Genomic DNA, 26,393 nt, shown 5'->3' with positions numbered 1-26,393 from the left:
CACGTTCAAAAGGAGGGGTGATGACCAACTTGGTCATGATGTACCTGCTCTACATCGCCATCAGCGTGGGCCTCACGGTGTGGGTCGGGCACACGTTGGGCAGCAACGGCCGGGTGTTCCTGATCCAGGTCTTCGACGGCAACCCGGAGCTGGCGACGGCCGTGAACCGGCTGCTCATCGTCGGGTTCTACCTGGTGAATCTCGGCTTCATGGCGTACTTCCTGCGCACTGACGACACGGTGGCGGGGGTACGGGACGTCTTCGAGACCTTGTCGCTCAAAGTGGGCACGGTCGTGCTCGTCCTCGGCGTGCTGCACATCAGCAACGTCGTTGTGCTCGCTCGGCTACGGCGGCGCAGCCTGTGGGAACGGCAGGACCTTCCGCCCGTCGAGCCGCAGGCGCGGACGACAGTCACATGAAGAGCCTGACGGTTCTGTACGACGGCGGCTGCAACTTCTGCCGGCGTGCTCGTGACTGGCTGTCCCACCGGACACAGTTGGTGCCGTTGCGGTTCGTGTCGGCGGGTTCGCCGGAAGCCCTGGGGATGTTTCCGGATCTCGACCACACGCGAACCTTGTGCGACCTGACGGTGGTATCCGACGAAGGCGAGGTATATCAGGGTGAACGGGCCTGGCTGGTGTGCCTGTGGGCGTTGGCGGCGTTTCGAGGGGTTGCCGTCCGCGCTTCGGCCAGCCGGAACAAGGTGGCCCTCCGGGCCGCGATGAGCCTCGCCAACCGGCTGCGCGACAAAGACTACGGTGAACATCATGACGGAACCTGGCCTGCCCGGTGTCAAGTCGGCGGGTAGCTCCGCCAAGAGTGAGCAGACCAGGAGCCTGATCATGGCGACGGCCCTGCGGCTGTTCCGGGAACAGGGCTACGACCGCACCACCATGCGGGCGATCGCGAAGGAAGCGGGCGTGTCGGTCGGCAACGCCTACTACTACTTCGAGTCCAAGGAACACCTGATCCAAGGGTTCTACGACCAGATGCAGGCGGTGTTCCTGGAGTCCTGCACCGACCTGCTGGCCGGTGAGCGGAACTTCGCGGCCCGGCTGCGCGGGGTGCTGCACATCTGGTTGGACATCGCCGAGCCGTACCACGAGTTCGCCGCGCAGTTCTTCAAGAACGCGGCCGACCCGACCAGCCCACTCAGCCCGTTCTCGGCGGAGTCAGAGCCCGCCCGCACCGCGAACATCGCGATGCAGGAACGGGTGCTGGCCGGGTCGGACGCGAAGCCCGACGCGACCCTGCGGCCGGAGCTGCCCGGCCTGTTGTGGCTCTACCACATGGGAATCGTGCTGTTCTGGGTGCACGACCGGGCGCCGGACAGCGCCCGCAGCCGGATTCTCGTGGACCGCACGGTGCCGATGATCGACCGGCTGGTGCGCCTGTCCAGGCTGCCGGTGCTGCGGTCGGTCACCAAGGAGGGTGTCCAACTGCTGAAAGACCTCGGTTGGTTCACGTCCGTAGGTAGGACGCGCCGTTGAGGTCGAGCACCGCGCCGGACGCCCACTCGGCCGGCCCGGACGCGAGGTAGACCACGGCGGCCGCGATCTCCTGTGGCGTGGCGACCCGGCCGAACGGGCTCTGCTGCCGGACGTCGTCGGTCAGCATCGGGCCGACCCGTTCGGTCTCGACGAAGCCGGGGGCGACTGACGTCACCGCGATTCCGTGCGGCGCGAGCGAGACCGCCAACGACTGGCCGAGGGAGTGCAGGGCGGCCTTGCTGGCGCCGTACGCGGGGTGGTTGGGCTCGCCGCGGAAGGCGCCGCGCGAACCCACGTTGACGATCCGCCCGGCGCCTTTTTCGATCATGTGCCGGGCGACGCAGTAGCTCACGTTGGCCGCGCCGAACACGTTCACCGCCAACGTCCGTTGCCAGGTGTCCCGCCAGTCCGAATAGGACGACGTGGCCACTGGACTGGACAGGATCACCGCGGCGTTGTTGACCAGGACGTCGATCGTCCCCAGCGTGTCGACTGCCGACGCCACCAACCCCTCGACCACGTCGGCGTCACCCAGGTCGCCGTCGGCGGACGACAACGCGACGACTTCGTCCCCCAACGCGCGGAACGCGTCCGCGATCGCCAGACCGATCCCGCGCGTCCCACCGGTGACCAGCACACCCCGGCTCATTTCGCGAACACCTGCGTCTCGTCCCGGAACGCCTTGAACTCCAAGGCGTTCCCGGCCGGGTCACGGAAGAACATGGTCCACTGCTCCCCCGGCTCGCCCGCGAACCGCTGGTACGGCTCGATCACGAACTCGGTGCCCGCGGCCCGCAGCCGGTCGGCCAACGCGTGGAACGCCGGAACGGCCATGATCAGGCCGAAGTGCGGCACCGGCACGGAGTGCCCATCCACCGGGTTGTGCCCAGCGTCGTGCCCGTCCCCGGGGGCGGTCGCCCTGTGTCCGGGGACGACATGCGTCACGACCTGGTGGCCGTGGAAGTTCCAGTCGACCCACGCGTCGGCGGACCTGCCCTCCGTCAGCCCGAGCACGCCGCCATAGAAAGCGCGCGCCGCGGCAAGGTCGTCGACGGGGATGGCCAGGTGAAATCCAGGTCGGCTCACGGCGTCACCAGGTGCAGGTCGGGCCGCGACGTCACCAGATACAGGTCGAGCCGCGACGTCACCGGACACAGGTCGAGTCACGGCGTCACCGGACGCAGGTTTGGTCACGGCGTCACCTGATTCGGGTCGGGTCATGCCTCCACCTTGACCCGCGGATTGTCCGAATGTCAACATTCGGACATGTTTGAGCGGGCGGCCCGGCGGGGCATGGCGGACGAGGCGGCCGAGCGGATCCGGGACGCGATCTTCGGCGGCGTGGTCCCGCCCGGCAGCCAGCTCCGCGAGATCGAACTGGCCGCCGAGCTGGACATCAGCCGTGGTTCCGTGCGGGAGGGACTGGCCGTCCTGGAAGCCGAGGGCCTGGTGCGCAGCGAGTGGCACCGCGGCACCAAAGTGATCGACGTAACCGTCCATGACGTCGAAGAGGTCTACGCCGTCCGGGCCGCTCTGGAAGGGCTCGCCACGAGCACAGCCATCGGCCGCGTCTCACTCGACGAGCTCGACGAGATCGTGGCCGTCATGCTCGACCTGACCGACGACGACCGCCTGCTGGCCCTGGACATGCGGTTCCACGACACGATCTACCAGGCGACCGGCAACGCCCGCCTGATCAGCGCGTGGCGGGCGTTGCGGTCCCAGGTGTACCTGTTCCAGCTCACCCGCGTCCGGCTGAACGGCGAGCACTACCGGGCGATCGTGGTCGACGAGCACCGCGAGATCGTCGCCATGCTCCGGCGTGGCGACCCCGAGGCCGCCTCGCGGTACGCCGAGGAGCACGTGCACGAGGCACGTGCCGTCCTGGTGGCCGCGCTCAGCCCGTGAACATCTTTTTGACGTTCTGGATCAGCTCGTACACGCCGTAGGCGAACGGTACGGCCACCCACAGCCAGACGAGGACCATCAGTGCGGTGCGGTTCATGAGGAAGTCACCTCCTGCGCGACCGGCTCATGGAACCTTGCGTTGACCGGCCGGATCAGTTCGTTGGCCACGAACCCGAGCACCAGCAGGCCGATCATGATGTACATGGACGTCGTGTACAGCGCCGGTCCGCTCTTGCCGGCGGACTTCTGCGAGTCGGCGATCGCGTTGACGATCAGCGGGCCGAGCACGCCGGCGACCGACCACGCGGTGAGCAGCCGGCCGTGGATGGCGCCGACCTGGTACGTGCCGAACAGGTCCTTCAGGTACGCCGGGATGGTGGCGAAACCGGCGCCGTAGAAGGAAAGGATGAGCATCGCGCAGATGATGAACAGCAGCTTCGACGAGTTGGTGGACAACGCGATGACCAGGTACAGCACCGCGCCGACCCCCAGGTACAGCCGGTAGATGTTCTTGCGGCCGACCAGGTCCGATGTGGACGACCAGCCGATCCGGCCGAGCATGTTCGCCAGCGACAGCAGCGCCAGGAATCCGGTCGCGGCCGCAGCGCTGACCGGGATCGGCGTGGCCCTGAAGAAGTCCTGGATCATCGGCGACGCCTTCTCCAGGATCCCGATGCCGGCGGACACGTTGAAGCACAGCACTATCCACAAGAACCAGAACTGTGGTGTCTTGATCGCGTTGCGCGCGGACACGTTGGCCGTGGTGATCAACGTGTGCTGTTTGGCGTCCTGGACCGGGTTCCACCCGGTTGGCAGCCAGTCGTCCGCCGGCACCCGGATCAGCAGCACGCCCATGGCCATGAACACGGCGTACACCAGGCCGTGCACCAGGAAGGCCAGCGCGATCGCACCGCGGTCGCCGCCGAAGCCGGTGAGCATGGCGTTGGACCAGGGCGATGCGATCAGCGCGCCGCCGCCGAAGCCCATGATGGCGATGCCGGTGGCCATCCCGGGCCGGTCCGGGAACCATTTGATGAGCGTGGACACCGGCGAGATGTAGCCCATGCCCAGGCCGATCCCGCCGACGCCGCCGTACCCGAGTACGACCAGCCAATACTGCTGGGTGGCCACGCCGAGCGCGGAGATCAGGAACCCGCTGACGAAACAGCACAGCGACACGAACATCGCCCAGCGCGGGCCGTTGCGTTCCACCCTGGTGCCGAACAGGGCGGCGGACAGCCCGAGCATCACGATGCCCAGCTGGAACGGCAACGCGCTCTGGGTGCCGTTGAGTGCGAGATACTTCTCCAGCGGCGTCTTGAACACGCTCCAGCTGTACGCCTGCCCGATCGACAGATGGATGGAGAGTGCGGCGGGTGGGATCAGCCAGCGGCTCCAGCCGGCCGGCGCGATCGTGCGGGAGCGGTCCAGGAAACCGAGGGCCATCGTTGACCTCCGTACGCTGGTTGTTGAGTAGGCAAACTAATGGCATGAAGCGGGTGCAGCAAGAAGGAGTTCCACATGGGACGGGTGACCGTACGCCGGCCGGTGGTGAGGCTGACTCCGAACGGCCAACGCCGCCGCCCGGACAGTCTCGCGGCCGAGGAGCCGCTTGAGCTTCGGGTGGACGGAAAAGCCCTGGCAGTGACCATGCGGACGCCCGGCCACGACGTCGAACTGGCGCACGGTTTTCTGCTGACCGAAGGCGTGGTCGGCGACCGGGAGGACATCGCGACGGCCCGGTACTGCGACAGCGTCGACGACTCTGGCAAAAACACATATAACGTGCTCGACATCGCCTTGGCCGAGGGTGTCCCGCCGCCCGACACCGGCGTGGAGCGCAATTTCTACACGACGTCGTCGTGCGGGGTGTGCGGCAAGGCCGCGTTGGACGCCGTGAAGCTCAAGTCCCGGTTCTCCCCCGCGCAGGACCCGGTGCGGATCTCCCCAACCGTGCTGACCACCCTGCCGGACGCATTGCGCGAGGCGCAGCGCGTGTTCGAGTCGACCGGCGGGTTGCACGCGGCCGGACTGTTCCGCGCGGACGGCACCACGCTCGTGGTCCGCGAGGACATCGGCCGGCACAACGCGGTCGACAAGGTGATGGGGTGGGCGTTGCTGCAGGGCCTTGTGCCGTTGACAGGGACCGTGCTGCTGGTGTCCGGAAGGGCGTCCTTTGAGCTCGTTCAGAAGGCCACGATGGCCGGTGTGCCGGTGCTGGCCGCGGTCTCGGCGCCGTCGTCACTCGCCGTCGAACTGGCCGTCGAGAGCGGGATGACCCTGGTCGGGTTCCTCCGCGGCGAGGAGATGAACGTGTACAGCGGCCTCGAACGCCTGGTTGAGTACTCAACGTCACCGTAGCGGGCGAAACGTCCGGCCCCTGTGGCCCGATGGTGGCAACAGGATGCAACGTGGGCACACGCGCAGACGTCTTACTGGTAAAGACCATGTGTGTGGCCATCGGGGGAAGGACCGGGGTGGACGAAGACGGGACCGAGCAGGAGGAGCGACGGCGGATGAGCCGGCGTTCGGTGCTCGTCGCCGGCACGGCCGGTCTGGCCACGGCCAGCCTGGTACTCGGGTCGGCGACCGGGGTGATCCCGCTCGCCGACATGGTAGGTGACGTGCTGGGCATGTCCAGCCGGCCCGCGGTGGGCCCGGACGGGATCAAACGACAGGAGCGGGTCTACTCGCACCAGCGGCACAAGGAAGTCGACCTGGTGACGATCCTGCCCAGCGACACCCCGGCCAAGAACCTGCCTGTCTGCCTGCTGCTGCACGGCCTGCACGGGCACGCCAGCAACGCAGCCCCCACTGGCCTGGCGCAGCGACTGGCGACCGAAGCGGCCAACGGCACGATCCCCCCGTTCGCGTTCGTGGCGGTGGACGGCGGCGACAACTACTGGCACGAGAACCAGCGCGGCGACAACCCCATGGGCATGCTCCTGGAGGAAGTCCCCGCCTGGCTGAAAGCCCGCGGCCTCGGCGACGCCAACGGCGTGCCGTTCGCGTGCGCCGGCATCTCCATGGGCGGCTTCGGCGCGTTGCTCTACGGCCGGCGACGGCACGAAGCCGGCCGCCCGGCTCAGGCGATCGCGGCCATCTCCCCCGGCCTGCTCACGTCCTGGCGGGAGATGAGCACCCGGAAGGCGTTCCGGGACACCGCCGACTGGGCGGCCCTCGACCCGCTGCGCAACGTGGACAAGCTCGGCAAGGTCCCGGTGGGCATCTGGTGCGGCACCGAGGACCACTTCATCGAAGGCACCCGCAAGTTCATCAAGCTGGCCAACCCCGAGGTGCGGTACACCGGCCCCGGGACCCACAGCGACGCCTTCTACCGCGGGATCGTTCCCAGCGTCCTCGGTTTCCTCGGCAAGCACACCCCGGCCACCGCCCAGGGATGAGAAAAACGGCCCCCAACCTGGGGGCCGTTCTCCAAGTCGTCGAAGCTCAGGCCGACTTCTCGCGGCGCTCGCGGCGAGTGGGCTGACGGGCGACGATGGTCGGGTTCACGTTCTCCCGGACCGTCTGCTCGGTGATCACAACCTTGGCGACGTCCGTACGGCTCGGGATGTCGTACATCACCGGCTGCAGGACCTCCTCCATGATCGCGCGCAGGCCACGGGCACCGGTGCCGCGCAGGATCGCCTGGTCCGCGATGGCCTCCAGGGCCGTCTCGGTGAACTCCAGCTCCACGCCGTCCATCTCGAACAGCTTCTGGTACTGCTTCACCAGGGCGTTGCGCGGCGCGGTCAGGATCGTCACCAGGGACTCTTTGTCCAGGTTGGTCACGCTGGCCACGATCGGCAACCGGCCGATGAACTCCGGGATCAGGCCGAACTTGATCAGGTCCTCGGGCATGGTGTCGGCGAACACGTCGCTCTTGTCGATCTCCGCGGCGGTGCGGATCTCGGCGCCGAAGCCGAGGCCGCGCTTGCCGACCCGGTCCTGGATGATCTTCTCCAGCCCGGCGAACGCGCCGGCCACGATGAACAGCACGTTCGTCGTGTCGATCTGGATGAACTCCTGGTGCGGGTGCTTGCGGCCGCCCTGCGGGGGCACACTCGCCGTGGTGCCCTCCAGGATCTTCAACAGGGCCTGCTGCACGCCCTCCCCGGACACGTCACGGGTGATCGACGGGTTCTCGCTCTTGCGAGCGATCTTGTCCACCTCGTCGATGTAGATGATGCCGGTCTCGGCTCGCTTCACGTCGTAGTCCGCGGCCTGGATCAGCTTCAGCAGGATGTTCTCGACGTCTTCACCGACGTAGCCCGCCTCGGTCAGCGCCGTGGCGTCCGCGATCGCGAACGGCACGTTGAGCAGCTTGGCCAGGGTCTGCGCCAGGTAGGTCTTGCCACAGCCGGTGGGCCCCAGCATCAGGATGTTGGACTTGGCCAGCTCGACGGTCTCCTCGCGGGAGTCCCGTCCTTCGCGCACCCGGTCGCCCGACTGGATCCGCTTGTAGTGGTTGTACACCGCTACGGCGAGGCTGCGTTTCGCGTCGTCCTGCCCGATCACGTACTGGTCGAGGAAGTCGTGGATCTCGGCCGGCTTGGGCAGTTCGTCGAGCTTGACGTCGCCCGCCTCGGCCAGCTCCTCCTCGATGATCTCGTTGCACAGGTCGATGCACTCGTCGCAGATGTACACGCCGGGGCCGGCGATGAGCTTCTTCACCTGCTTCTGGCTCTTCCCGCAGAAGGAGCACTTGAGCAGGTCTCCGCCGTCACCGATACGTGCCATGACCGCTGACCTCTGTCCCCTCCGGCGTACCAGCGGTACGCCTGGCTGTGTTCGAGCTTCTCGCCCGCTCGGGTGTCTCGACTTCAACACCGGTCGGGGTGTCCAGGCGGCGGGTCATGACCCGCGCACCTCTCGACTGTACGTGCCCGGAACCGCAAAGCGGGAGAACCTGACCCGTACGTTGCCGAATCCCACCGATTACCTCCGCTGACTCACCGTAGGCCCTACCGGCCGCGCGTGTCGCGCGAAACGGGACATCGGCAACGCCGGGACCGTTCGCCTCAGCTGACGGCCGAAAGCTTCCGGTACGGCAGCACCTCGTCGATGATGCCGTAGGTCTTCGCGTCCTCGGCGGTGAGGATCTTGTCGCGCTCGATGTCCTTGCGGATGTCCTCGGGCGCCTTGCGGGTGTGGTGCGCCAGGGTGATCTCCATCTGGCGGCGCAGCCGCTGGATCTCGTTCGCCTGGATCTCCAGGTCGGACACCTGGCCGTAGATGCCCTCGATCGACGGCTGGTGGATCAGCACGCGCGCGTTCGGCAGGGCCATGCGCTTGCCGGGGGTGCCCGCGGCGAGCAGCACGGCGGCGGCCGAAGCGGCCTGGCCGAGGCACGTGGTGCGCACGTCCGGACGCACGTACTGCATGGTGTCGTAGATCGCCATCAGCGACGTGAACGAACCGCCGGGCGAGTTGATGTACATCTCGATGTCCCGGTCCGGGTCCACCGACTCGAGGTACAGCAGCTGCGCCATCACGTCGTTGGCGGACGCGTCGTCGATCTGCACGCCGAGGAAGATGATCCGCTCTTCGAAGAGCTTGTTGTAAGGGTTGGACTCTTTGACCCCGTAGCTCGTGCGCTCCACGAAGGAGGGCAGCACGTATCGGGCCTGGGGGAGCTGAATGTCACTCACAGCTACTGCCTGCCTTCTGCCAAGAAAAGTTCGTCCGCTACCAACCGACATTAACGAAGGCGGGCGGCGTCGACGTCCCGACACCGCCCACGTTCGCTCAGAGCGTCACTACCGCGCCTCGGCCGTCTCCGGCTCGGCCGCGGTCTCCTCGACCGGCACGGCCGGTTCGGCGGGCTCGGCCGGGCCGAACAGGGCGTCGAAGTCGATCGTGTTGCCGCTGGCATCGGTGACCGTGGCCTGGCGCACGATGGCCGCCAGCGCCTTGCCGCGGCGCACGTCCGCGAAGATGGCGCCGAGCTGGCCGGACTGCTGGGCCCGGTTGACGTACTCGTCCGGGCTGATACCGAACCGCTGCGCCTGGTAGATGATCCGTTCGGTCAGCTCCTGGTCGGAGACGTTGACCCCTTCGGCGTCAGCGACCGAGTCCAGCACCAGCTGGGTCTTCACTGCCTTCTCGGCCTCGGTCCGCATGTCGGCGTCGAACTCCTCGCGGGTCTTGCCCTGCGCCTCGAGGAACTCGTTGAACTTGGCGTCGTCGTGGTCGAAGGCGTGCACCGCGTCGTGGGCGCGCATCTCCACCTCGGCGTTGACCACGGTCTCCGGCAGCGGGACCTCGGTGGTCTCCAGCAACGCGTCCAGGACCTTGTCCCGGGCCTGCACACCCTGCTGCATCCGCTTGCTCATGCCGACCCGCTCGCGGAGGTTGTCGCGCAGCTCGTCGATGGTGTCGAACTCGCTGGCCAGCTGCGCGAAGTCGTCGTCGGCCTCGGGCAGCTCCCGGACCTTGACCGACTGGACGGTCACCGAGATCTCCGCGTCCCGGCCGGCGAAGTCGCCGGCGACCAGGGAGGACGTGAACGTCTTGGTCTCCCCGGCGGCCGTGCCGACAATGGCCTCGTCGATGCCGTCGATCAGCTCACCGGACCCGACCTGGTAGGACAGTCCGGTGGTCGCGGCGTCCGGCACCTCCTCGCCGTCCACCGTGCCGGACAGGTCGATGGACACGAAGTCGCCGTCCTCGGCCGGCCGGTCGGCGCCGCTCAACGTGCCGAACCGGGCCCGCAGGTCGTCGAGCTGCTTGTCGACCTCGTCGTCGGTGATCTCGACGTCGTCGACGGAGACGCTCAGCTCGCCGAACGCCGGCACCGTGATCTCGGGCCGGATGTCGACCTCGACGGTGAACGCCAGGTGGTCACCGTCCTCGATCTTGGTGACCTCGATGTCCGGACGGCCCAGGGTCTTCAGCTCGTCGGAGCTGACCGCCTCCATGTACTTGGCCGGGATGGCTTCGTTGACGACCTCGTCCAGCACGACACCGCGACCGAGCCGGCTCTCCAGCACCCGCGCGGGCGCCTTACCCGGCCGGAAACCAGGGATGCGCACCTGCTTGGCCAGCTTGCGGTATGCGCGGTCGAAGTTCGGCTTGAGCTCGTCGAACGGCACCTCGACGTTGATCCGGACCCGTGTCGGGCTCAGGTGCTCGACGGTGCTCTTCAACGTAGGACTCCTCATGACAAGTGGGAACACCCGGCGAACCGACGGCCAGGGTTACCAGGAAAGTCTATGTGAGGTCGCCCCACCGGCCACCGCCCGGGGTCACGGTGCCGTAATGTGACCCGACCAGCTGATGCCCAGTCACGGAAGTGGGGGCCGTGGACACGCTGAGTTCCGGTGCGACCGGCCTGGTCGTCGGCGCCCTGCTCGGTCTGTTGCTCGCGGTGTTCCTGGAGGACTACCTCAAGGACCAGACGAAGCGACTCGGCTCGTGGACGAGGCGGGTCCGGTCCCGCGGCAGACTGCCGGAGCGGACGGACGAGTTCCAACTCGGCCCGTTACGCACTCCCATGCTGGTGGTCGAGGGCGACGGCGAGCAGGTGATCAACGAGCAGTCGATCCGGATCGTGATCGACCCGGTCGACGTGGAACTGCCCGACGAGATGGCGGCCTGGCGCGCGGAAGTGGCTCGGGAACAGCAGGCCAGGCGGGACCGCGGTGAACAGTTCTTCTGGAACGGGCCGAACTACGCGGTCACCGGCCTGGTGGTCAGCCGCACAACGGTGAACGAGGCACCGGAGGCCTGCCTGCGCCTCAAGCACGCGGACTACTACACGTTCATGGCGACCCAGCAGCTGGACCGCGAGTTCGCGGACGGAACCACACCCCGCGCCCGCTACCTGAGCTCCGGCCCCGCCACGGCACCGGACTTCATGTGCTGCAGCTTCGGCACAAACGTCGCACTGGTCACCGCGGACAACCTGTTGGCCGTCCAGCGGCGCAGCGACCAGGTCGGCTCCCAACCAGGCACCTGGAGCTCCTCCGCGAACGAGGCGCTGTCCCGTGAACTGGACTCCCGCGGCCGGACAGCATCGGACCTCTACGACGTGATGCGCCGGGGAATCGCCGAAGAACTGGCGGTGGACCAGTCCGAATACCACCTGGAGATGCTCGCCTTCACGATCGACACCCACCGCCAACAGTGGGGCGCGCTCTTCACCGCCGAACTGCACGACCTGACCGCGGCAGACCTCCAAGCCCGCCGAACCCGAGGCGTCCCGGACAAATGGGAGCACCAACACCTGGAGTTCGTCGCCTTCGAGGTCGAACCGGTGATCACCTACCTGCTCCGCCCCGACCGCGTCGACAACTGGTCGTCAGTGGGACCAGTGGTGTTCTACCTGGCCCTGATCAGGCGCTTCGGCCGCGCCAGAGTCGAACGCGCGACCGCACGCCTGCTCCGGTCGCCTGGTCGGGATGACAGGATTTGAACCTGCGACCCTCCGCTCCCAAAGCGGATGCGCTACCAAGCTGCGCTACATCCCGGGGTCCTGCCCACGAAGCTTATCGCGACCCGCTACTCTTAATCCGCACCGGCCCCCACGGCCGGCGCACGCGGGTGTAGCTCAATGGCAGAGCCCCAGCCTTCCAAGCTGGTCATGCGGGTTCGATTCCCGTCACCCGCTCCACCACATCCCCGCTGGTAGAGCTCTCGCGGACCGTCCCTTTGCGACGCTTCTTCGGCCCCTCTGACGCCGCCGTGCCCCCCGCGTGCCATGTCGCATCGCCTGCGGCCAGTGCCGCTGCATCCAGTCCAGCTCGATCATGGCGACGTCGACGACATCCTCATCCATGGTCACGTATCGGTGTGTGCTCCTCGACGGGCACGATCCGGGTGATCAACCACCGGCGACCGAACGCGTCATCGACTGCGCAGCATCCGGCTAGCATGATCGCGTGCTACTGGCGTGCTACTTACCGCTGGTCGGGGGGCGACCACGACCAGCGACCGTTGAGGTCAGGCGCTGTGGACCGGCCGTTTCTGTCGCGCTGCCAAGCCGGTCAAGCGGGCTCAATCCGATCAACTGCTCCGCAGCACGCCGCTGGTGGAGCCCTCGTGCGGCGGTTCTCAGTCGGCTGCTTTGCTCCGCCCGCGAGCGGAGCGCGGCGGTTCAGGTCACAGCCGATTCAGTAGTTCTTGCTTCTTCGTGTTGAACTCGTCGGCAGTAAGAACGCCGGCTTCGTGCAGCTCGCCAAGCTTTCGAAGCTGCTCGTAGACATCGCCAGTCGAACCATGCACCGCGGTGACAGCAGGAGGGGTCGACGGATTCGGGTGCGCTCGATTCGCGAGGCGCTCGCGAGCCGCATCCGCGATCTGCTTGCCGTCCTTCTTGTTTATGCTTTTGATCTCGGCCTTGTTGCCCGACGCGAAGATGGTGAACGAACCAAGCGCGAGCCCCGCCGACCACTGGACCGAAGACACTTTGTCCAGCGGGAAGTCTTCGGTGACCTGACGCATCACGCCGTCCTTCAGGAACAACAGGCGCCGATCCGTCAAGACGACAAGCCCAACGCCTGGACCGTAGGTGCCGCTCGCCATCAGTTCGACTTGTTCGCCTTCCCACAGGTAGTCGACAAGCCGCTTGATCTCGCGGCCGGCGCCAAGCTTGGCCTGCATCCTGTCTTTGGCCGCCTGAACGTCAGGCCGTAAAGCATCCGCCATCTCACGCTCCTTAAGCTTCAGTGTCGGATATCGCCCAGGTCCAGCCGTCGTTACCGATTCACCAGCACGGCCAGGCACGGCAGGTCGGAGCTTCCTGGGTCTTCGGCTCCGATGGACGGCCGGTACGAACCGAACTAGTTTGTACGGCCTCGGGGGAACCCCTGAAGTTCCGATGGGCCCAGGGACGGATGTTCGGTTAGATGGCCGCTTCCTAGCCTCTGCGTCATGAAGATCATGAGCACCGCGATGGTGGCCGCGATCGCACTCACCATCGTCACTCCCCTGACCGCCTCGGCGGCGGCATCCCAAGGGGTGGAAGGGTTCTGGCGGACCGATGGTTACGGCTTGATCCTGGCCATCGACCGCACGTCACTCAGGACCTATGAGACCACGTCGATAAGTTGTCTGTCCGGTTTGCTCAGTGCGGAACGTGGGGCCAGTGGGCCGGACGGTTCGGTGGCGTTCACTGACAATGGGCATCCGCTTCTCACGTTCGAGCCGCAGGGCCGTGGGCACGCGGTGCTGCAGGTGGCGGGAAAGGCCGCGGGTGTCAACCTCACGCGGCTGTCCGCGCTGCCGGGGCGGTGCACTGCTCCGATGCCGACCGATCCGGTCACGTCGTTCGATGTCTTCTGGCAGACGTTCGCTGAGAACTATCCGTTCTTCGCGGCCAAGGGTGTTGACTGGCAAGGGATTCGGGCGACCTATCGTCCTCAGATACACACTGCGGACGAACTTTCCACCAAGTTGCGTGAGATCCTTGGCGTGCTACGCGACGCGCACACCCAGTTGACCGACAGCAAGGGGACGATCGGCGGTCCGGTCGGGCACTCGGCCGTACGACCCGACAGTCAAGGGTCGGATCAAGGACCTGATCGAGCGCCGCGATGTCGGCAGGCCTTTGCAGCTATGGGCGAACAAGCAGATCGGGTACGCGAGTCTTCCTGGTGGGCTTGGATATCTTCGGGTGACCGGGTTCTCTGGCTATGTCGACCCGAGTTACTTCCAGGCTGACTCGGACGTACTGAACAGCGCGTTGGACGAGATCTTCACCCAGAACCCGGTGTGCAAGCTGCGTGGACTCATCGTTGACGTACGCGACAACAAGGGTGGCTCGGATGCTCTCGGCCTGCAGTTGGCCGCGCGGCTGAGCGGTTCGAGTTACCGTGCCTACGCTGTGCAGGCACGCAACGACGCGACCGATCCGACCCGGTTCACCAGGCCGCAGCCGCAGTGGGTTGAGCCCAATGGCCGTACGGCCTATACCGGTCCGATCGCGTTGCTCACCAGTCCGCTGACCAAGAGCGCCGGTGAGACGTTCACCCAGGCGATGATGTCCCGCACGCCGACCCCGTACCGGATCGGCGAGAACACGCAGGGGGTGTTCTCGGACGTCCTCAACCGGGCGCTGCCGAACGGCTGGGTGTTCGGGCTGCCCAACGAGGAGTTCCGCACCAGGGCCGGAACGACCTTCGACGGCGCCGGAATCCCTCCGCACAAGGTGACACCAGGGGTGTTCAGCGACTACGAACTGGACAACAACCTGGACACGTCGTTCGACGCCGCGGTCGCCTACCTCGCCAGCGTGCGGTGAACGCGGGCGGTTGGGTCGGGCGCCCGGCCCAACCGCTTCACAGCGGCCCGATATCGCGGCTCATCCAGATCGAATCGTCCGCGGTGAATCCACTTCGGGCATAGAAGGCACGCACTCGATCGTTGTGGGACTCAGTCTCGAGGAACATCCGGCTGGCGCCGGCCAGCGCCGCGGCCATCCGTGCGTGCGTCAGCAACGCGAGCCCGATGCCCGCGCCACGGACCCGCAGATAGATCTCGTCGAGCAGGGCGTCACGCCCGCCTGATTCCAGACTCCAGCCCCAGGTGACGACCGCGTACCCCACCAGACCACCGTCGACCACGAGCCAGACCTGGCCATGCTCGTCGCCGACCAGCAGCGGAGCAAGGCCCTTGAGCACCCGGCGCGCGTCGAAGTGATGGCCGTCGAGCTCGTAGAACTCGCGAACGAGTCCGACCACGTCATCGGCGTCGCGCGGCACAGCCCGGCGGATCACAGCCATATACAGCAGTATCGGCACGGGCACGGCCCCGCAGCCACTGGATTTGCCCGAGTCCTCACTTCGGCGGCAGCACCACAGCGACCGTGGCGACATCGTTGAGCAGACTGTCGGAGGGATGCCCACGTACAGGTTCGGTTTCCGCGATGACGACGAGGGATCCGTCCAGGCGGGACCGATAGTGCTCGCCGGTGAACTGGAATCCGCCGAGTTGCAGCACCTCGGTTCCGAACGGGGTCACGTCGCCGGTTCCGGGCGTGTCCTCCAACTGCTTGAGCTGGGTTGCCGCAGCGGACGACGGCATCTTCACCCACATGACCGAGCCGACGACAACGTCACCTTTCGCGTCACTCACCGCGAACAGGAACTGGTCGAGCTTGTCACACGGGTGCTTGACGAAGAACTGCCGCACCTGGCCGCGCGACTGGACAGCGCACCGAAGTCGGTGCCGCACATCCTTCTTGAGTTCCTTGAGCGCCAAACGTTCCCATGCCTTGGCCTCGTCCCCGGTCTTCGCGGCTTGCCGGCTGGTCGCCCTGTTCGTGCTGCCCGTGCTGCGACCGGCCGCCGCGTCCAGCCCTGCACCCACCGACGTGACCACATCACCGCCGCCCGCTGCCGCAAGGACGCCGGCGACCAATGCGGCGCCCAGTGCTCCTCCTGTCTTGATCCACTTGCCGTCTGCACCTCTGGCTTGGTTCGGGTTGAATGGCACGTGCCGCACTCCTCGGACGAGTCGTGAATTCTCGACGTCGTCCAGACAGGAGCCGCCAAGGCACCACCACGGACATGGAACCACCCAAACGTCCCAACAGCGGCTCAGTCCAGGAGGGCGATCAGGCGCTTGGGGGCGATCGCGCGGTAGGCGTCGGTGACGATCTCCGCGATCTCCTCCCAGTCGACCGGCACGTCCAGGTACACGCCCAGCCAGCCGCGGTGGCCCACGTACGGCGGGCGGAAGTACTTCGCGGGGTCCGCGGCGACCATCGCTTCCTGGGCGCCTGGGGGCGCCGCGCACCAGAAGCCGACGCGGTCGTCGTGGTGCTGGTTGGCGTACATCACGAAGACCTTGCGCACGAACCACGTGGGTTCGCCGTGGCTCACTTTCTCCTCGGCTTCGGGGAGAGCCAGGCAGAGGGCCCGCAGGCGGGACAATGAATCATGTTCGTTCACCGGCTCAGGGTCCGATACAGCGAGTGCGACCAGCAAGGGGTGGTCTTCAACGCCAACTATCTCGCCTACTACGACGTCGCCCTCACCGAGTTGTGGCGGGCGCGGGTGTGCCTGTACCAGGAGATGATCGACAAGGGCGATGACCTGGTGGTGGCGGAGAGCAGGTTGCGGTTCCTCAGGCCGGGACGGTTCGACGACGAGATCGACATCGCGATGGACGTCCACCACCTCGGCACCACCAGCCTGATCGTCCACCCGGTGTTCCGGGTCGGCGACACCGTGATCACCGAGGGTGAGATGCGGCACGTGTTCGTCGACCCCGCGACCCTGGCCAAGAAGCCCATTCCGGACTATGTCCGGAATGGGCTGACCAGTGGTTAGTCATGTGGACACCAGGCGGCGCTCGGTGGGTCGCCCTGGTGCAGGCCGCAGGTGGCCATCACGGTCGGGTGGGTCTGGCCTGGGCCGTTGACCCGGACGACGGCCACGTACTTGTTCAACGGCCAGCGTTGGTCCACCTTGCCGCCGAAGTCGATGGTGCCGCTCTCGCCGACCAGGGTCTGGGTGCTGCTCAGCTCGTGCCACACCGAAGCCTTGTCCAACGGGACCTGGCCGGGGCTCTCCCGGACCTGTTCCACCGCCTTGATGTACGTCAGGGTCGCGTCGTAGGCCAACGGCGCGTACTCGTCGAGGGCGACGTCTCGTTCGCCGCCGCATTCGTTGGGGACCAACACCTTCATCCGGGCGTACAGATCCCCTCCGGTGTCGCAGCCGGCGCCGCCGGTGGCGAACGTCAGGTAGTCGAAGGGAACGCCCGCGTACCGGGCCCGCAGGCCGCGGTCGGCGACGTACCGGGAGATGTCGTCGCCGGCCAGGATCATCGGTGACACGCCACGACACCGTGCGTTCACGCCGTCCAGCAACAGGTCGAAGTCCTCGGAGCGGCCGGTGAAGAACACCACCCCGCGGTAGCCGCAGACGTCCGCGCCGACCTGGCGCGCCACCTCCCCCGCTCCTGGGCTCAGCGCGTAGTCACGGGTCTCCACGACGAAGCCGACGGTGCCGAAGCTGGCGCGCAGGTCGTCACGCAGGTTGTTGCTGTACGTGTCGCCGGGGTCGTCCGGGGACAGGACCAGGACCTTGCGTTCGGCGGGTTTCAGCTCCTCGTCGGTGTACCGGGCGGCGATCGCCGCCTCCCGCTGGTTACGCGGGGACACTTGGAAGTACAGCGAGGTCCGGTCCGGGATGTGGTCCGCGGACAGGGTCGCGGCCACCATCGGCAGGCCGATCCGGGACAGCGCGTCGATCGTCTCGAGCGCGGGCTGCCGGCTCTGGTCGAAGCCGATCGCGCCGATGATCGAGCTGTCCCGGGCCACCATCCGGCCGAGCAACTCGGCGACCTCGGGTCCGTGCCGCATCTGGAACCCGACGTTGGCGACCAGGACCCGCAGCAGCGGGTTGTTGTCGCCGCTCGCCTCGATCTGCCGGTCCTGCGCGACCGCGATCCCGGCGAGACTCTCCCGTTCGGACGCGAGCGACTGGTTGGGCGAACTCTGCGCGGCGACGAACACGAGCGACACCAGCGGCCGCTTCGGGTTCGCGCGATGCGCGTCCGTGGCCCGTTGGTTCAGCTCGCCCACCTTGGCCTGCACGTCACTGAACGCCCGGTCGGACGGCTGGAACGCGAATCCGCGTTCGCTCACGCCCACGCACTCGTCGCCCGCGGTGACCAGAGTGGACGCTTCGGCGGCCAGGAAGAACACACCGCAGTGCGCCTGCCGCTGCTGCTCCTCCACGCCGACCACGGCGCCGACGAGCGCGAGCGTGACCAGCGCCAGAACCCAACGCCGGGACCACAACGGCGCCGGGTCGGACGTGATCGCCGGAGTGTCGAGCAGCCGTTCCCGGGCCTCGTCGAAACGGTCACTTTCCGCGTTGGGGCCCTGCGGTACGCGGATCGGCAGGTACCAAGCGGTCGGCGTACGCGCGCGGCTGGCCGTGCTGAACCGTTCGGACCACTTCCGGTACGCCTGCAAGGCGTTCCGGGCCGTCGGCACCGCCGGGGTGCCGTGCTCGTCCGACTTCACCGCGAACGGCGGGACCTTCTCGCTGCCGCTGACGAACAGCACCGGGTCGAAGGCGCCGGTGTCGTTGCGGACGTCGTTGATCAGCTTCAACAGCCGGTAGCCGCCGTTGGCCCGGGACACCCCGTCCAGCAGGATCACCACGTAGCTGGTGCGCCGCGCCGCACCGGGCCGCCACGGCCGGCGGCGGTACGCGTGCCGGAGATCCGCGAGGAAAGCGTTGACCAGCAGGCGAAGCAGCTGTTCGGGATCCTCCTTGGCCCGCTTGTCCGTGGTCAGCCGTTCGGCGAACCCGGCGAACGTGCCCGGGTCTCTCGGCGCCAGGTACGGCTGCCGCAGCAACCACCGGTACTCGGCACCCAGGCCGGAGATCTTCGCGCGAAACCACAGTGGAGGAACCAGCCGTAACACGAACCTGGCCCAGGACGGCACGATGTCGGTCAGCTCGTCCGTGCGTTCCGTGGCGAACGACCGCCGCCGGGCGAGGTCGCGTTCCCGTAATCGGCGCAGCAGTTCCCCGTCCGGCTCGGTGATCGCGTCCCGCAAGGACTGTTCGGTCAGCCAGCGCACCAGCCGGAACCGCCGGAACCGCGGCGCGCCGTCCCGGCCCGCCAGATCCACGGCCAGGTCGGACAGGACCGCCCGGATCGGCTCGACGTCACTGGCGTGCGCGGGCTTCAACGCCCGGTCGCCGGACTCCGGCCAGTCCGCGACCCGGGAACCGTACGTGTAGCGGGCGTGCGGGACCGGCTTCGGCCGTGCCTGTTCGAGCCGTTTGTCCAACTCCGCCAACAGTTCGCGCTCGTGGACATCCCGCACCAGGCACACCATCGGGATGCCCTTGCGGCCACGGCGACGCCATGTGTCCTGGTCACGCGTGCGTTCCGGGGCCTCCCCGAAACGCGGCCGGTGGACCAGCGCACGGACCAGTTCGACAACCTGGTCCGCCCCGTCGAACACTGTCAGTTGTTCGGTGAACGTCCTGACCCTCACCAAGGTCCTTTCTCTCTCCCCCGAGAGAATGGTCAGCCCCAGAACCCCGACAACGCAAACCCTACAACACCGGGGTCACCTGTGCAGGTGTCGGATGCTCCTTATGTATTCCAGTTCCATCACCGGCCGGCCGTCCCCGTAGTCACGCTCGCGGTACCGGCCGGACTCCCGAAACCCGGCTTTCCGGTAGAAATGCCGTGCCCGGTTCGCGCCGGACAGTGTCCACGCGCGAACGTCCCGGTCGCGGGCGTCCGCGAGGGTCTCCAGGACATGCGTGAGCAACGTGCCGGCGACGCCTGTGCCCCATGCGATCGGGCGGGCGTAACAATCGAAGATCTCACCGTGACCGAAATGCGCGAACGCCACGATCCGGTGACCACGTTCCGCGACCAGGATGTTCCCGGGCAATTCCGGGGCGCTCCATTGCCGGCGAACAGTTTCCAACTGCTTGGCGAGGAACGACGACTCGAACAGGTCCCCGTACGCCACGCGCCACGCCTCGGCGTGCACGTCAGCGATCACGGCCGCGTCGCCAGCACGCGCCTCACGCACGAGAGTCAGGGTGTCCACCCGCATGGGACCCTCCCAGCCGAAGACCAGGGTCCAGAAGAAGTAGCGCACACGATACGCACACCGGAAACTCAGTGGCAACGTCTGGACGCCTGGGATATGAAGAGCGGGTGTCCGAGCTGACCGTACGACTGGTGACAGAGGATCTCTTCGACGAGATCCTGCTGACTTTCGGTTCCGCCTTTCTGCGGGACCTCGAGAACCTGGACCCGGACTGGTTCCGTTCGGACTTCGAGCCCGACCGGTTCCACGGCTGTTTCGACGGCGACGAACTTGTCGGCACCGCGGCGGTCCTGACCAGGGACATCACCCTGCCGGGAACGGGTCCGACCCCGGTCGCGGGGGTCACCACAGTGGCTGTGAAACCGTGGCATCGACGGCGCGGCGCCGCGTCAATGCTGATGCACGTGCAGTTGCACGGGCTTCATGAAGAACAACGCGAACCATTTGCCGCGTTGTGGGCTTCCGAGGGCTCGATCTACGGCCGCTTCGGATACGGTCTCGCCGCTCACTATTCCACCATCAAGGTGCCGGGCGGGGTGCCCTTCCGGGCGGGTGTCGACCTCGGCAAGGATCGGATCAGGGAACTGCCCCGCGCCGAGGCGATGAAGCACGTGACCGCCGTGTACGACCGGGTCGCGCCCACCCGGGTCGGGTGGCTCAGCCGGGCCGAGCCGTCGTGGAACATGCACCTGTGGGACTCCGAACGCAACCGGGACGGCGCCTCGGCCTACCGGTTCGCCGTGCACCCCGACGGGTACGCGATCTTCCGGACCACGTCGAAGTGGGACGACCGCGGCCCGGCGGGTGAGCTGAAAGTGCGCGAGATCGTGGCGGCTTCCCCGGTGGCGGCGGCCGCGCTCTGGCGTTACCTCCTCGACTACGACCAGGTCCGGCTGGTCAACGGCATGTTCGCGGTGGACGAGCCGGTGACGACGATGCTGCACGACAAGGAGCAGGCAGTCCGGTTGACGAAGGACGGGCTGTGGGTCCGGCTCGTCGACGTGGACCGGGCGCTCGCGCTGCGCGGCTACGGGACTCCGCTGGACACCGTGTTCCAGGTCACAGACGTGCTCTGTCCGTGGAACCAGGGCCGCTGGCGCCTGGCCGTGGACTCGGCCGGCGCGGCGACCGTCGAGCGCACCACCGCCGACCCGGACATGGTGCTGGACATCGCCGACCTGGGCGCGGCCTACCTCGGCGGCGTCCGGCTCACCGAACTGGCCGCCGCCGGCCTGATCACCGAACTCACCCCGGGCGCGGTGACGAAGGCCTCCCGGGCGTTCATCGGCGACCACGCCCCGCACTGCCAAGAGGTCTTCTGACGGCGAGTCGGGAACCAGCACGGTAGCGTTCCGCGTTGTCCGTTTCGACGACTTTAGGAATGCTCTGGCTGGAGGCGTGGTGGGTCTGCTCATCGTGGTGGTTGTCCTGGTCATCGTGGTCGGTGGACTGATCGTGGTGGCCGTGAGCAAGGGAAACGCCGCGCGCCGCAACGAACTCGAGGACGCCAAAGCGGACGCGCGGCGGTGGATGGAACGCCTCGGCGGCCAGGTGATGAACCTGACCGGTACCGACGCGGCGTCCAAACAGGCCATGGCCGACGCCTCGGAGCGGTACACCGCGGCCGGGTCCCAGATGGATCAGGCACGGACCACCGAACAGGCCCGGCTGGTCACCAAGACGGCGCTGGAAGGCCTCTACTACGTGCGCGCGGCCCGGACGGCGATGGGCCTGGACCCGGGCCCCGCCTTGCCTGAGGACCGCGAACGCACCGAGGCGGGCAAGGTCACCGAGGACCGTCGCGTGTCCGTGGAAGGCCGCGACTACGAGGCATCGCCGTACTCCGGCGAGGGCACGCCGTACTACTACCCAGGCGGCCGGGTGGCCGGCCGGCCGGTGCCGCAGGGCTGGTACTCGGAGCCGTGGTGGAAGCCGGCGCTGGTCGCGGGCGCCTGGGGCGTCGGGTCCTTCCTGCTGTTCGACGCCATGTTCTCCGGCATGCACGGCATCGCCGGCGCCCAGGACTGGCAGGCCGGCTACGACGCGGGCCAGGCCGACGCCATGGGTGACGCCGGCGGCCAGGACTTCGGCGGCGACGGCGGCGGTCAGGACTTCGGTGGCGACGGCGGTGGCGGCTTCGACTGGGGCGGCGGAGACGGCGGCGGGGACTTCGGCGGCGGGGACTGGTAGCCGTCACCCGGCTGGGGGTTGTCCGTACGAACGGTCCGTTCGTACGGACTCACAGCCGCCAAACCCCCTCCTGCGCCCCCATCGGCGATACGCTGGCATCGGGGTCGCCCCCCGGAGAGGGTGGGGGCTGCCTCCGGGTGAGGATCATCATGCCTGGCACGTTGGGCACCAGTAGAGGTTCCGGCCGGCCAGCTCGGCCTTCGCCACTTCGGTTCCGCAGAGGTGGCAGGGCATTTCGGCCCGGCGGTAGACGTACACTTCGCCGCCGTGCCGGTCCTGGCGGGGTTCCCGGCCGGTCACCTCGGGCATGTGCTCGGGCCGGACCGTGTTGATCTGGCCGACCTTCACGCCGTCCTTCATCAGGTCGACCAGGTCTCCCCAGACGTCCTTGAACAGGGCCGCGTCCAGGTCGCGGCCCGGCGTCATCGGCGGGATCCGGTGGCGGAACAGGATCTCCGCCCGATAGACGTTGCCGACGCCGGCGAGCACGGCCTGGTCCATCAGCAGCGCCGCGATCGGCACCCGCGACTTCGAGATCCGGTGCCACACCTTGTCCGGGTCCGCGTCCTTGCGCAGTGGGTCCGGGCCCAGGCGGGCGTGGATCCTGGCCACATCGTCCGCGGTCAGCAGCTCGCAGGCGGCCGGCCCGCGCAGGTCTGTCCAATGTGTACGCCCGGCGACCCGCATCCGGACCTGGCCGACCGGCGGCGCGAGCGGCAGTTTGTGCTCGTCGAAGATGCCGGCCAGGCCGAGGTGCACGTGTACGACCGCGTCCGGGCCGTACACGTGGAACAGGTGCTTTCCGTACGCCTCGGCCCGGACCAGCTTCCGACCGTCCACAGCGGACGCCTGGGCGGCGAACCGGCCCTGTGGGCTGGACACCGACACCGGGTGGCCGGCGTACCGGCGGTGGTGCAGCCGGGCCAGCCGGTGCAGGGTGTGGCCCTCAGGCATCGGGCCGGGCCGGCGGGGTCCCGGTCTTCTCGTACTCGGCGATCAGGGCGATCCGGCGCGCGTGCCGCGCCCCTTCGGAAAACGGTGTCGCCAGGAAACTGTCGACGATCTCCGCGGCCTCCGCCGGGGTGTGCATCCGGGCGCCGATGCCGACGACCTGGGCGTTGTTGTGCTCACGCGCCAAGGTCGCCGTATCCACGTTGTAGGCGAGCGCCGCCCGGCAGCCGGGCACCTTGTTGGCGGCGATCTGCTCGCCGTTGCCGGAGCCGCCGATCACGATCCCGAGGCTGCCCGGGTCGTCCACGACCCGCCGGGCGGCGTCGATGCAGAACGGCGGGTAGTCGTCGTCGCCGTCGTAGACATGGGGGCCGACATCGACGACGTCGTGCCCTGCTGAGGTCAGGTGCGAGACCAGGTAGGTCTTCAGTTCGAAGCCGGCATGGTCGCTTCCCAGATACACGCGCACGCGCCGAAGTCTGCCATGGACCGGACTGGCAGGCTGGAGGCATGTTCACTCAGGACGGCTTTGGCGTACGACTGGAATGGGGACTCGACGGCGTCGAGGCGCTGGCCCCGCACTGCACAGTGCTCATCATCGTCGACGTGTTGTGCTTCACCACGTCGCTCGACATGATCGTCGGGCAGGGCGGACGGATCAACCTGAGGCCGTTCAGCCCGCAGGCCACCACCGGTCTACGGCGCCCAAGTGCGTTGCGGTCCGTCCAACCGGGCGACGAGATCACCATGACCTCCCCCAACGGCGGACGCCTGTGCGAGCATGCCGCGCAGTGGACCAAGGTGATGGCCGGGTGCCTGCGCAACGCCGCCGCGGTCGCGGACAAGGCGATCGACCTGGCCGACCGTGGCCCGATCGGCATCGTTCCGGCCGGTGAGCAATGGGGCGTGAACATGTTCGAAGGCAGGACCGAGGGCCGGATGCGGGTCGCGATCGAGGACTACCTGGGCGCCGGCGCGCTCGTGTCCGAACTGCTGGCCCTGGGGTACAACCCCGCGTCACCGGAGGCGGCGCTCGCGGCGACGACGTACCGCACGGCCGAGCCGTACCTCGGCGACCTGCTCGGCGGCTGCGGTTCGGGCCTGGAGTTGGGCGAGCGGGGCCTGTCCGAGGACATCGCGCTGGCCGGCCAGACGAACGTCAGCAAAGCCGCACCGCACCTGGTGAACGGGGTCTTCGAGTGACATTCACCGAGGTCGCTGACGGCGTGTACGCCCGCAGGCACGAAGAGTTGGACCTCACCACCGGGCTCGTCGTCGGCGAGGACGCGTGCCTCGTGATCGACACGCGCGGCGACCGCGTACAAGGCGCGGACCTCGTCAACGCCGTACGGGAGATCACGCCGTACCCGTGGCAGGTGGTGCTCACGCACCCACACTTCGACCACTTCTACGGCACGAGCGAGTTCCTGCCGTGCGATGTGTGGGCGCACGAGAACTTCCAGATCGACCGCGAGGAACAGGACGTGTGGGCGTCGAGTTACCGCGCCCAAGGCAAGGAAGACATCGCCGACGCCATCGAGACGACGACGCTCGTGACGCCCACGAAGTTCTTCGCCGACACCGAAGCGCTAAGCGTGGGTGGCCGAAGCGTTGTCCTCCACCACTTCGGGCCCGCGCACTCCTACAGCGACACAGTCGTGCACGTGCCCGACGTCGACGTGGTGTTCGCCGGCGACCTCGTCGAAGTCCCCGAACTCACCGACGAGTCGTTCGGGGACGGCGACGTCACCAACTGGCCGAACGTCCTGGACGCCCTGTTGCAGCTCGATCCACGGATCGTCGTCCCCGGTCACGGCCATCCCGTCGGCCAGGACTTCGTGATCCAGCAGCGAGAAAACCTCAGCGCTGGATGGACTTCAGCTCGGTGAACTCCTCGATGCCGTACCGGCCCAGCTCGCGCCCGTTGCCGGACTGTTTGTAGCCGCCGAACGGCGCGAGCGGGTTGAACGTGCCGCCGTTCACGCTCACCTGCCCGGCCCGTAGCCGCTTGGCCACGCTCAGCGCCCGGTCCTGGTCGGCGGAGAACACCGCGCCGGCGAGGCCGTAGATCGTGGAGTTGGCGATCGCCACGGCCTCGTCCTCGGTGCGGTACGGCAGGATCGACAGCACCGGGCCGAAGATCTCCTCCTGCGCGATGGTCATCTCCGGCCGGACGTTCGAGAACACGGTCGGCTGCACGTACGCGCCCGGCGAAGGCAGGCCGCTCGTCTCAGCGCCGCCGCACGCCACGGTCGCGCCCTCGTCGATGCCCTTGTTGACATACCCCAACACCCGGGTGCGCTGCAGGTCGGACGACACCGGGCCGATCCGGGTGTTCGGGTCGGTCGGGTCAGCAGGCGAGTACTTGCCCGAGGCGGCGACCGCCAGCTCGACGACCTCGTCGTGCTTGTCCGCGGGCACCAGCATCCTGGTCCAGGCGGTGCACGTCTGGCCGCAGTTGTTGTACGTGTTCGCGATCCCCTTCTTCACCGCCGCGGTGAGATCCGCGTCGTCCAGGATCACGTTGGCGGACTTGCCACCCAGCTCCAGCGCGACCCGCTTGACGGTCCCGGCGGCGGCCTGGCTGACCAGCTTCCCGGCCCGGGTCGAGCCGGTGAACGAGATCATGTCCACCCCGGGGTGCGCGCTCAACGCCTCGCCGACGACCGGTCCGGTGCCGTGCACCAGGTTCACCACACCCGAGGGCACCCCGGCCGCCTGGAGCACGGCCATGAACAGGCCGGCGGACAACGGGCTGATCTCGCTCGGCTTGAGCACGACCGTGTTGCCGGCGGCCAACGCGGGCACGACCTTGGCCACGATCTGGTGCAGCGGGTAGTTCCACGGGGTGATCGCGCCGACCACACCGATCGGCTCGCGCAGCACGAGCGAGTTGCCGATCTCCTCGGTGAAGCTGAAGTCACCGGCGAGCAGCTCGGCCACGCCGGTGGCGGTCGCGATCGGCGTACCCGCCTGCACGGCCAGCGAGAAGCTGATCGGCGAGCCCATCTCGGCGGTGATGGTCGCGGCCAGATCCTCCCGGCGCGCGGTCAACTCGGCGACGATCCGCCGGATCACCGCCAGCCGTTCGTCGACCGTCGTCCGCGACCAGTCGCGGAACGCCGCCCCTGCGGCCCGGACAGCCGCGTCGACGTCGGCGACCGTGCCCGCCGGGACCGAAGTGATGATCTCGGCCGTGGCCGGGTTCACCACCTCGATGCGCTGACTCCCACCATGGACCTCCTGGCCGTCGATGACATGACCGGTGAGGGTGGTGACAGGCGCTGCCATGACGTGCTCTCCCAACGTGG

At 67.7% G+C, this 26,393-nt stretch carries 30 protein-coding genes and 2 tRNA genes; 15 read left to right on the top strand and 17 right to left on the bottom strand.

Annotation, left to right across the window (positions count from 1 at the left end):
* Positions 1–20 precede the first annotated feature (20 nt).
* From EV192_RS44055 to EV192_RS44045, 3 genes are read left to right on the top strand one after another with little or no spacing between them, the layout of a single operon-like run.
* Positions 21–419 carry a hypothetical protein gene (locus EV192_RS44055; RefSeq protein ID WP_132124710.1) on the top strand — a complete coding sequence of 133 codons (399 nt, stop codon included), beginning with the start codon at positions 21–23 and terminating at the stop codon, positions 417–419.
* Positions 416–808, top strand: coding sequence for a thiol-disulfide oxidoreductase DCC family protein (locus tag EV192_RS44050; protein WP_132124709.1), 393 nt, complete (start codon positions 416–418; stop codon positions 806–808). The genes EV192_RS44055 and EV192_RS44050 overlap by 4 nt, the downstream gene beginning before the upstream one ends.
* Complete coding sequence (locus EV192_RS44045) at positions 768–1,490, top strand: TetR/AcrR family transcriptional regulator (protein ID WP_132124708.1); 723 nt, start codon at positions 768–770, stop codon at positions 1,488–1,490. The genes EV192_RS44050 and EV192_RS44045 overlap by 41 nt, the downstream gene beginning before the upstream one ends.
* On the opposite strand, the gene EV192_RS44040 is transcribed toward EV192_RS44045, so the two are convergent.
* Both EV192_RS44040 and EV192_RS44035 read right to left on the bottom strand, forming a co-directional pair.
* The gene (locus EV192_RS44040) at positions 1,462–2,139 is read right to left on the bottom strand and encodes an SDR family NAD(P)-dependent oxidoreductase (RefSeq protein ID WP_132124707.1); all 678 of its coding nucleotides are present in this window, start codon (positions 2,137–2,139) and stop codon (positions 1,462–1,464) included. The two genes, EV192_RS44045 and EV192_RS44040, sit on opposite strands and share 29 nt — an antisense overlap.
* On the bottom strand, positions 2,136–2,576 hold the full coding sequence (locus EV192_RS44035) for a VOC family protein (protein WP_165960924.1): 441 nt from the start codon (positions 2,574–2,576) through the stop codon (positions 2,136–2,138). Before EV192_RS44035 ends, EV192_RS44040 begins: the two co-directional genes overlap by 4 nt.
* A 180-nt stretch (positions 2,577–2,756) precedes the next feature.
* On the opposite strand from EV192_RS44035, the gene EV192_RS44030 reads away from it, so the two are divergent.
* Positions 2,757–3,398: a GntR family transcriptional regulator gene (locus EV192_RS44030; protein WP_207926706.1), complete on the top strand. Its 642-nt coding sequence runs from the start codon at positions 2,757–2,759 to the stop codon at positions 3,396–3,398.
* Here the strand turns inward: EV192_RS44030 and EV192_RS57555 are convergent.
* Together EV192_RS57555 and EV192_RS44025 are read right to left on the bottom strand one after the other, a co-directional pair.
* Positions 3,388–3,495 (bottom strand): MFS transporter small subunit, encoded by a 108-nt coding sequence (locus EV192_RS57555; protein WP_424923432.1) that lies wholly within the window; start codon positions 3,493–3,495, stop codon positions 3,388–3,390. The two genes, EV192_RS44030 and EV192_RS57555, sit on opposite strands and share 11 nt — an antisense overlap.
* Positions 3,492–4,844 (bottom strand): OFA family MFS transporter, encoded by a 1,353-nt coding sequence (locus EV192_RS44025; protein WP_132124705.1) that lies wholly within the window; start codon positions 4,842–4,844, stop codon positions 3,492–3,494. The genes EV192_RS57555 and EV192_RS44025 overlap by 4 nt, the downstream gene beginning before the upstream one ends.
* A 75-nt stretch (positions 4,845–4,919) precedes the next feature.
* Between EV192_RS44025 and fdhD the strand changes: the two genes are divergently transcribed.
* Together fdhD and EV192_RS44015 are read left to right on the top strand one after the other, a co-directional pair.
* Positions 4,920–5,759, top strand: a complete 840-nt coding sequence (gene fdhD, locus EV192_RS44020) for a formate dehydrogenase accessory sulfurtransferase FdhD (protein ID WP_132124704.1) — start codon at positions 4,920–4,922, stop codon at positions 5,757–5,759.
* 86 nt (positions 5,760–5,845) lie between these two features.
* Complete coding sequence (locus EV192_RS44015; protein ID WP_207926734.1) at positions 5,846–6,802, top strand: alpha/beta hydrolase; 957 nt, start codon at positions 5,846–5,848, stop codon at positions 6,800–6,802.
* Between the two features lie 46 nt (positions 6,803–6,848).
* Here the strand turns inward: EV192_RS44015 and clpX are convergent, their stop codons facing one another.
* The 3 genes from clpX to tig form a co-directional block, all read right to left on the bottom strand.
* On the bottom strand, positions 6,849–8,138 hold the full coding sequence (gene clpX, locus EV192_RS44010) for an ATP-dependent Clp protease ATP-binding subunit ClpX (protein WP_132124703.1): 1,290 nt from the start codon (positions 8,136–8,138) through the stop codon (positions 6,849–6,851).
* Between the two features lie 281 nt (positions 8,139–8,419).
* The gene (locus tag EV192_RS44005; RefSeq protein WP_243727456.1) at positions 8,420–9,049 is read right to left on the bottom strand and encodes an ATP-dependent Clp protease proteolytic subunit; all 630 of its coding nucleotides are present in this window, start codon (positions 9,047–9,049) and stop codon (positions 8,420–8,422) included.
* Positions 9,050–9,157: 108 nt separating this feature from the next.
* Positions 9,158–10,546, bottom strand: a complete 1,389-nt coding sequence (gene tig, locus EV192_RS44000; protein ID WP_132124701.1) for a trigger factor — start codon at positions 10,544–10,546, stop codon at positions 9,158–9,160.
* 155 nt (positions 10,547–10,701) lie between these two features.
* Here tig and EV192_RS43995 point away from each other — a divergent pair, with 155 nt between their 5' ends.
* Entirely contained in the window at positions 10,702–11,814 is a 1,113-nt protein-coding gene (locus tag EV192_RS43995) for a hypothetical protein (RefSeq protein WP_207926704.1), read from the top strand.
* On the opposite strand, the gene EV192_RS43990 is transcribed toward EV192_RS43995, so the two are convergent.
* Positions 11,793–11,869 (bottom strand) — tRNA-Pro (locus EV192_RS43990). The two genes, EV192_RS43995 and EV192_RS43990, sit on opposite strands and share 22 nt — an antisense overlap.
* A gap of 69 nt (positions 11,870–11,938) precedes the next feature.
* On the opposite strand from EV192_RS43990, the gene EV192_RS43985 reads away from it, so the two are divergent.
* Positions 11,939–12,012, top strand: a tRNA-Gly gene (locus tag EV192_RS43985).
* 488 nt (positions 12,013–12,500) lie between these two features.
* On the opposite strand, the gene EV192_RS43980 is transcribed toward EV192_RS43985, so the two are convergent.
* On the bottom strand, positions 12,501–13,046 hold the full coding sequence (locus tag EV192_RS43980; protein ID WP_207926732.1) for a PH domain-containing protein: 546 nt from the start codon (positions 13,044–13,046) through the stop codon (positions 12,501–12,503).
* Between the two features lie 234 nt (positions 13,047–13,280).
* Between EV192_RS43980 and EV192_RS55105 the strand changes: the two genes are divergently transcribed.
* Both EV192_RS55105 and EV192_RS43970 read left to right on the top strand, forming a co-directional pair.
* Positions 13,281–14,060, top strand: coding sequence for a S41 family peptidase (locus EV192_RS55105; protein WP_207926702.1), 780 nt, complete (start codon positions 13,281–13,283; stop codon positions 14,058–14,060).
* Positions 14,014–14,640, top strand: coding sequence for a S41 family peptidase (locus tag EV192_RS43970; protein ID WP_207926700.1), 627 nt, complete (start codon positions 14,014–14,016; stop codon positions 14,638–14,640). The genes EV192_RS55105 and EV192_RS43970 overlap by 47 nt, the downstream gene beginning before the upstream one ends.
* Positions 14,641–14,677: 37 nt before the next feature.
* Here the strand turns inward: EV192_RS43970 and EV192_RS43965 are convergent, their stop codons facing one another.
* From EV192_RS43965 to EV192_RS43955, 3 genes are all read right to left on the bottom strand, one after another.
* Positions 14,678–15,121: a GNAT family N-acetyltransferase gene (locus EV192_RS43965; RefSeq protein ID WP_132124698.1), complete on the bottom strand. Its 444-nt coding sequence runs from the start codon at positions 15,119–15,121 to the stop codon at positions 14,678–14,680.
* 55 nt (positions 15,122–15,176) lie between these two features.
* Positions 15,177–15,833, bottom strand: coding sequence for a hypothetical protein (locus tag EV192_RS43960; RefSeq protein WP_132124697.1), 657 nt, complete (start codon positions 15,831–15,833; stop codon positions 15,177–15,179).
* A 104-nt stretch (positions 15,834–15,937) separates the two neighbouring features.
* Positions 15,938–16,291 carry an MmcQ/YjbR family DNA-binding protein gene (locus EV192_RS43955; protein WP_132124696.1) on the bottom strand — a complete coding sequence of 118 codons (354 nt, stop codon included), beginning with the start codon at positions 16,289–16,291 and terminating at the stop codon, positions 15,938–15,940.
* Here EV192_RS43955 and EV192_RS43950 point away from each other — a divergent pair.
* Positions 16,280–16,672 (top strand): acyl-CoA thioesterase, encoded by a 393-nt coding sequence (locus tag EV192_RS43950; RefSeq protein ID WP_132124695.1) that lies wholly within the window; start codon positions 16,280–16,282, stop codon positions 16,670–16,672. The genes EV192_RS43955 and EV192_RS43950 overlap by 12 nt on opposite strands.
* Here EV192_RS43950 and EV192_RS43945 read toward each other — a convergent pair.
* Together EV192_RS43945 and EV192_RS43940 are read right to left on the bottom strand one after the other, a co-directional pair.
* A complete protein-coding gene (locus EV192_RS43945) occupies positions 16,669–19,368 on the bottom strand; it encodes an ABC transporter substrate-binding protein (protein WP_132124694.1) in 2,700 nt (899 codons plus the stop codon). The two genes, EV192_RS43950 and EV192_RS43945, sit on opposite strands and share 4 nt — an antisense overlap.
* A 75-nt stretch (positions 19,369–19,443) precedes the next feature.
* Complete coding sequence (locus EV192_RS43940; protein WP_132124693.1) at positions 19,444–19,944, bottom strand: GNAT family N-acetyltransferase; 501 nt, start codon at positions 19,942–19,944, stop codon at positions 19,444–19,446.
* A 68-nt stretch (positions 19,945–20,012) separates the two neighbouring features.
* Here EV192_RS43940 and EV192_RS43935 point away from each other — a divergent pair, with 68 nt between their 5' ends.
* Both EV192_RS43935 and EV192_RS43930 read left to right on the top strand, forming a co-directional pair.
* On the top strand, positions 20,013–21,263 hold the full coding sequence (locus EV192_RS43935; RefSeq protein ID WP_279495605.1) for a GNAT family N-acetyltransferase: 1,251 nt from the start codon (positions 20,013–20,015) through the stop codon (positions 21,261–21,263).
* 79 nt (positions 21,264–21,342) lie between these two features.
* Positions 21,343–22,131, top strand: a complete 789-nt coding sequence (locus EV192_RS43930) for a hypothetical protein (RefSeq protein ID WP_132124691.1) — start codon at positions 21,343–21,345, stop codon at positions 22,129–22,131.
* Between the two features lie 147 nt (positions 22,132–22,278).
* Here the strand turns inward: EV192_RS43930 and EV192_RS43925 are convergent, their stop codons facing one another.
* Positions 22,279–23,085, bottom strand: a complete 807-nt coding sequence (locus EV192_RS43925) for an Fpg/Nei family DNA glycosylase (RefSeq protein WP_132124690.1) — start codon at positions 23,083–23,085, stop codon at positions 22,279–22,281.
* Entirely contained in the window at positions 23,078–23,551 is a 474-nt protein-coding gene (locus EV192_RS43920) for a ribose-5-phosphate isomerase (protein WP_132124689.1), read from the bottom strand. The genes EV192_RS43925 and EV192_RS43920 overlap by 8 nt, the downstream gene beginning before the upstream one ends.
* 41 nt (positions 23,552–23,592) lie before the next feature.
* Between EV192_RS43920 and EV192_RS43915 the strand changes: the two genes are divergently transcribed.
* The gene (locus EV192_RS43915) at positions 23,593–24,285 is read left to right on the top strand and encodes a 2-phosphosulfolactate phosphatase (RefSeq protein ID WP_132124688.1); all 693 of its coding nucleotides are present in this window, start codon (positions 23,593–23,595) and stop codon (positions 24,283–24,285) included.
* A complete protein-coding gene (locus tag EV192_RS43910; protein ID WP_132124687.1) occupies positions 24,282–24,971 on the top strand; it encodes an MBL fold metallo-hydrolase in 690 nt (229 codons plus the stop codon). The genes EV192_RS43915 and EV192_RS43910 overlap by 4 nt, the downstream gene beginning before the upstream one ends.
* On the opposite strand, the gene EV192_RS43905 is transcribed toward EV192_RS43910, so the two are convergent.
* A complete protein-coding gene (locus tag EV192_RS43905) occupies positions 24,943–26,373 on the bottom strand; it encodes an aldehyde dehydrogenase family protein (RefSeq protein ID WP_132124686.1) in 1,431 nt (476 codons plus the stop codon). The genes EV192_RS43910 and EV192_RS43905 overlap by 29 nt on opposite strands.
* Positions 26,374–26,393 lie beyond the last annotated feature (20 nt).

Origin of the sequence: Actinocrispum wychmicini (genome assembly GCF_004345645.1) — a bacterium.
GTDB classification, from domain to species: Bacteria; Actinomycetota; Actinomycetes; order Mycobacteriales; family Pseudonocardiaceae; genus Kibdelosporangium; species Kibdelosporangium wychmicini.
This window is presented reverse-complemented; position numbering and strand designations above follow the sequence as displayed.

Bases quoted from the DNA above. Each gene is read 5' to 3' on its own strand.
- EV192_RS43940 (WP_132124693.1), bottom strand. From the start codon at position 19,944: ATGCGGGTGGACACCCTGACTCTCGTGCGTGAGGCGCGTGCTGGCGAC.
- EV192_RS44040 (WP_132124707.1), bottom strand. From the start codon at position 2,139: ATGAGCCGGGGTGTGCTGGTCACCGGTGGGACGCGCGGGATCGGTCTG.
- EV192_RS43925 (WP_132124690.1), bottom strand. From the start codon at position 23,085: ATGCCTGAGGGCCACACCCTGCACCGGCTGGCCCGGCTGCACCACCGC.
- EV192_RS44050 (WP_132124709.1), top strand. From the start codon at position 416: ATGAAGAGCCTGACGGTTCTGTACGACGGCGGCTGCAACTTCTGCCGG.
- EV192_RS57555 (WP_424923432.1), bottom strand. From the start codon at position 3,495: ATGAACCGCACCGCACTGATGGTCCTCGTCTGGCTGTGGGTGGCCGTA.
- EV192_RS43905 (WP_132124686.1), bottom strand. From the start codon at position 26,373: ATGGCAGCGCCTGTCACCACCCTCACCGGTCATGTCATCGACGGCCAG.
- EV192_RS44030 (WP_207926706.1), top strand. From the start codon at position 2,757: ATGTTTGAGCGGGCGGCCCGGCGGGGCATGGCGGACGAGGCGGCCGAG.
- fdhD (WP_132124704.1), top strand. From the start codon at position 4,920: ATGGGACGGGTGACCGTACGCCGGCCGGTGGTGAGGCTGACTCCGAAC.
- EV192_RS43950 (WP_132124695.1), top strand. From the start codon at position 16,280: ATGTTCGTTCACCGGCTCAGGGTCCGATACAGCGAGTGCGACCAGCAA.
- EV192_RS44055 (WP_132124710.1), top strand. From the start codon at position 21: ATGACCAACTTGGTCATGATGTACCTGCTCTACATCGCCATCAGCGTG.
- EV192_RS44015 (WP_207926734.1), top strand. From the start codon at position 5,846: ATGTGTGTGGCCATCGGGGGAAGGACCGGGGTGGACGAAGACGGGACC.
- EV192_RS55105 (WP_207926702.1), top strand. From the start codon at position 13,281: ATGAGCACCGCGATGGTGGCCGCGATCGCACTCACCATCGTCACTCCC.
- EV192_RS43915 (WP_132124688.1), top strand. From the start codon at position 23,593: ATGTTCACTCAGGACGGCTTTGGCGTACGACTGGAATGGGGACTCGAC.
- clpX (WP_132124703.1), bottom strand. From the start codon at position 8,138: ATGGCACGTATCGGTGACGGCGGAGACCTGCTCAAGTGCTCCTTCTGC.
- EV192_RS44025 (WP_132124705.1), bottom strand. From the start codon at position 4,844: ATGGCCCTCGGTTTCCTGGACCGCTCCCGCACGATCGCGCCGGCCGGC.
- EV192_RS43980 (WP_207926732.1), bottom strand. From the start codon at position 13,046: ATGGCGGATGCTTTACGGCCTGACGTTCAGGCGGCCAAAGACAGGATG.
- EV192_RS43965 (WP_132124698.1), bottom strand. From the start codon at position 15,121: ATGGCTGTGATCCGCCGGGCTGTGCCGCGCGACGCCGATGACGTGGTC.
- EV192_RS44045 (WP_132124708.1), top strand. From the start codon at position 768: ATGACGGAACCTGGCCTGCCCGGTGTCAAGTCGGCGGGTAGCTCCGCC.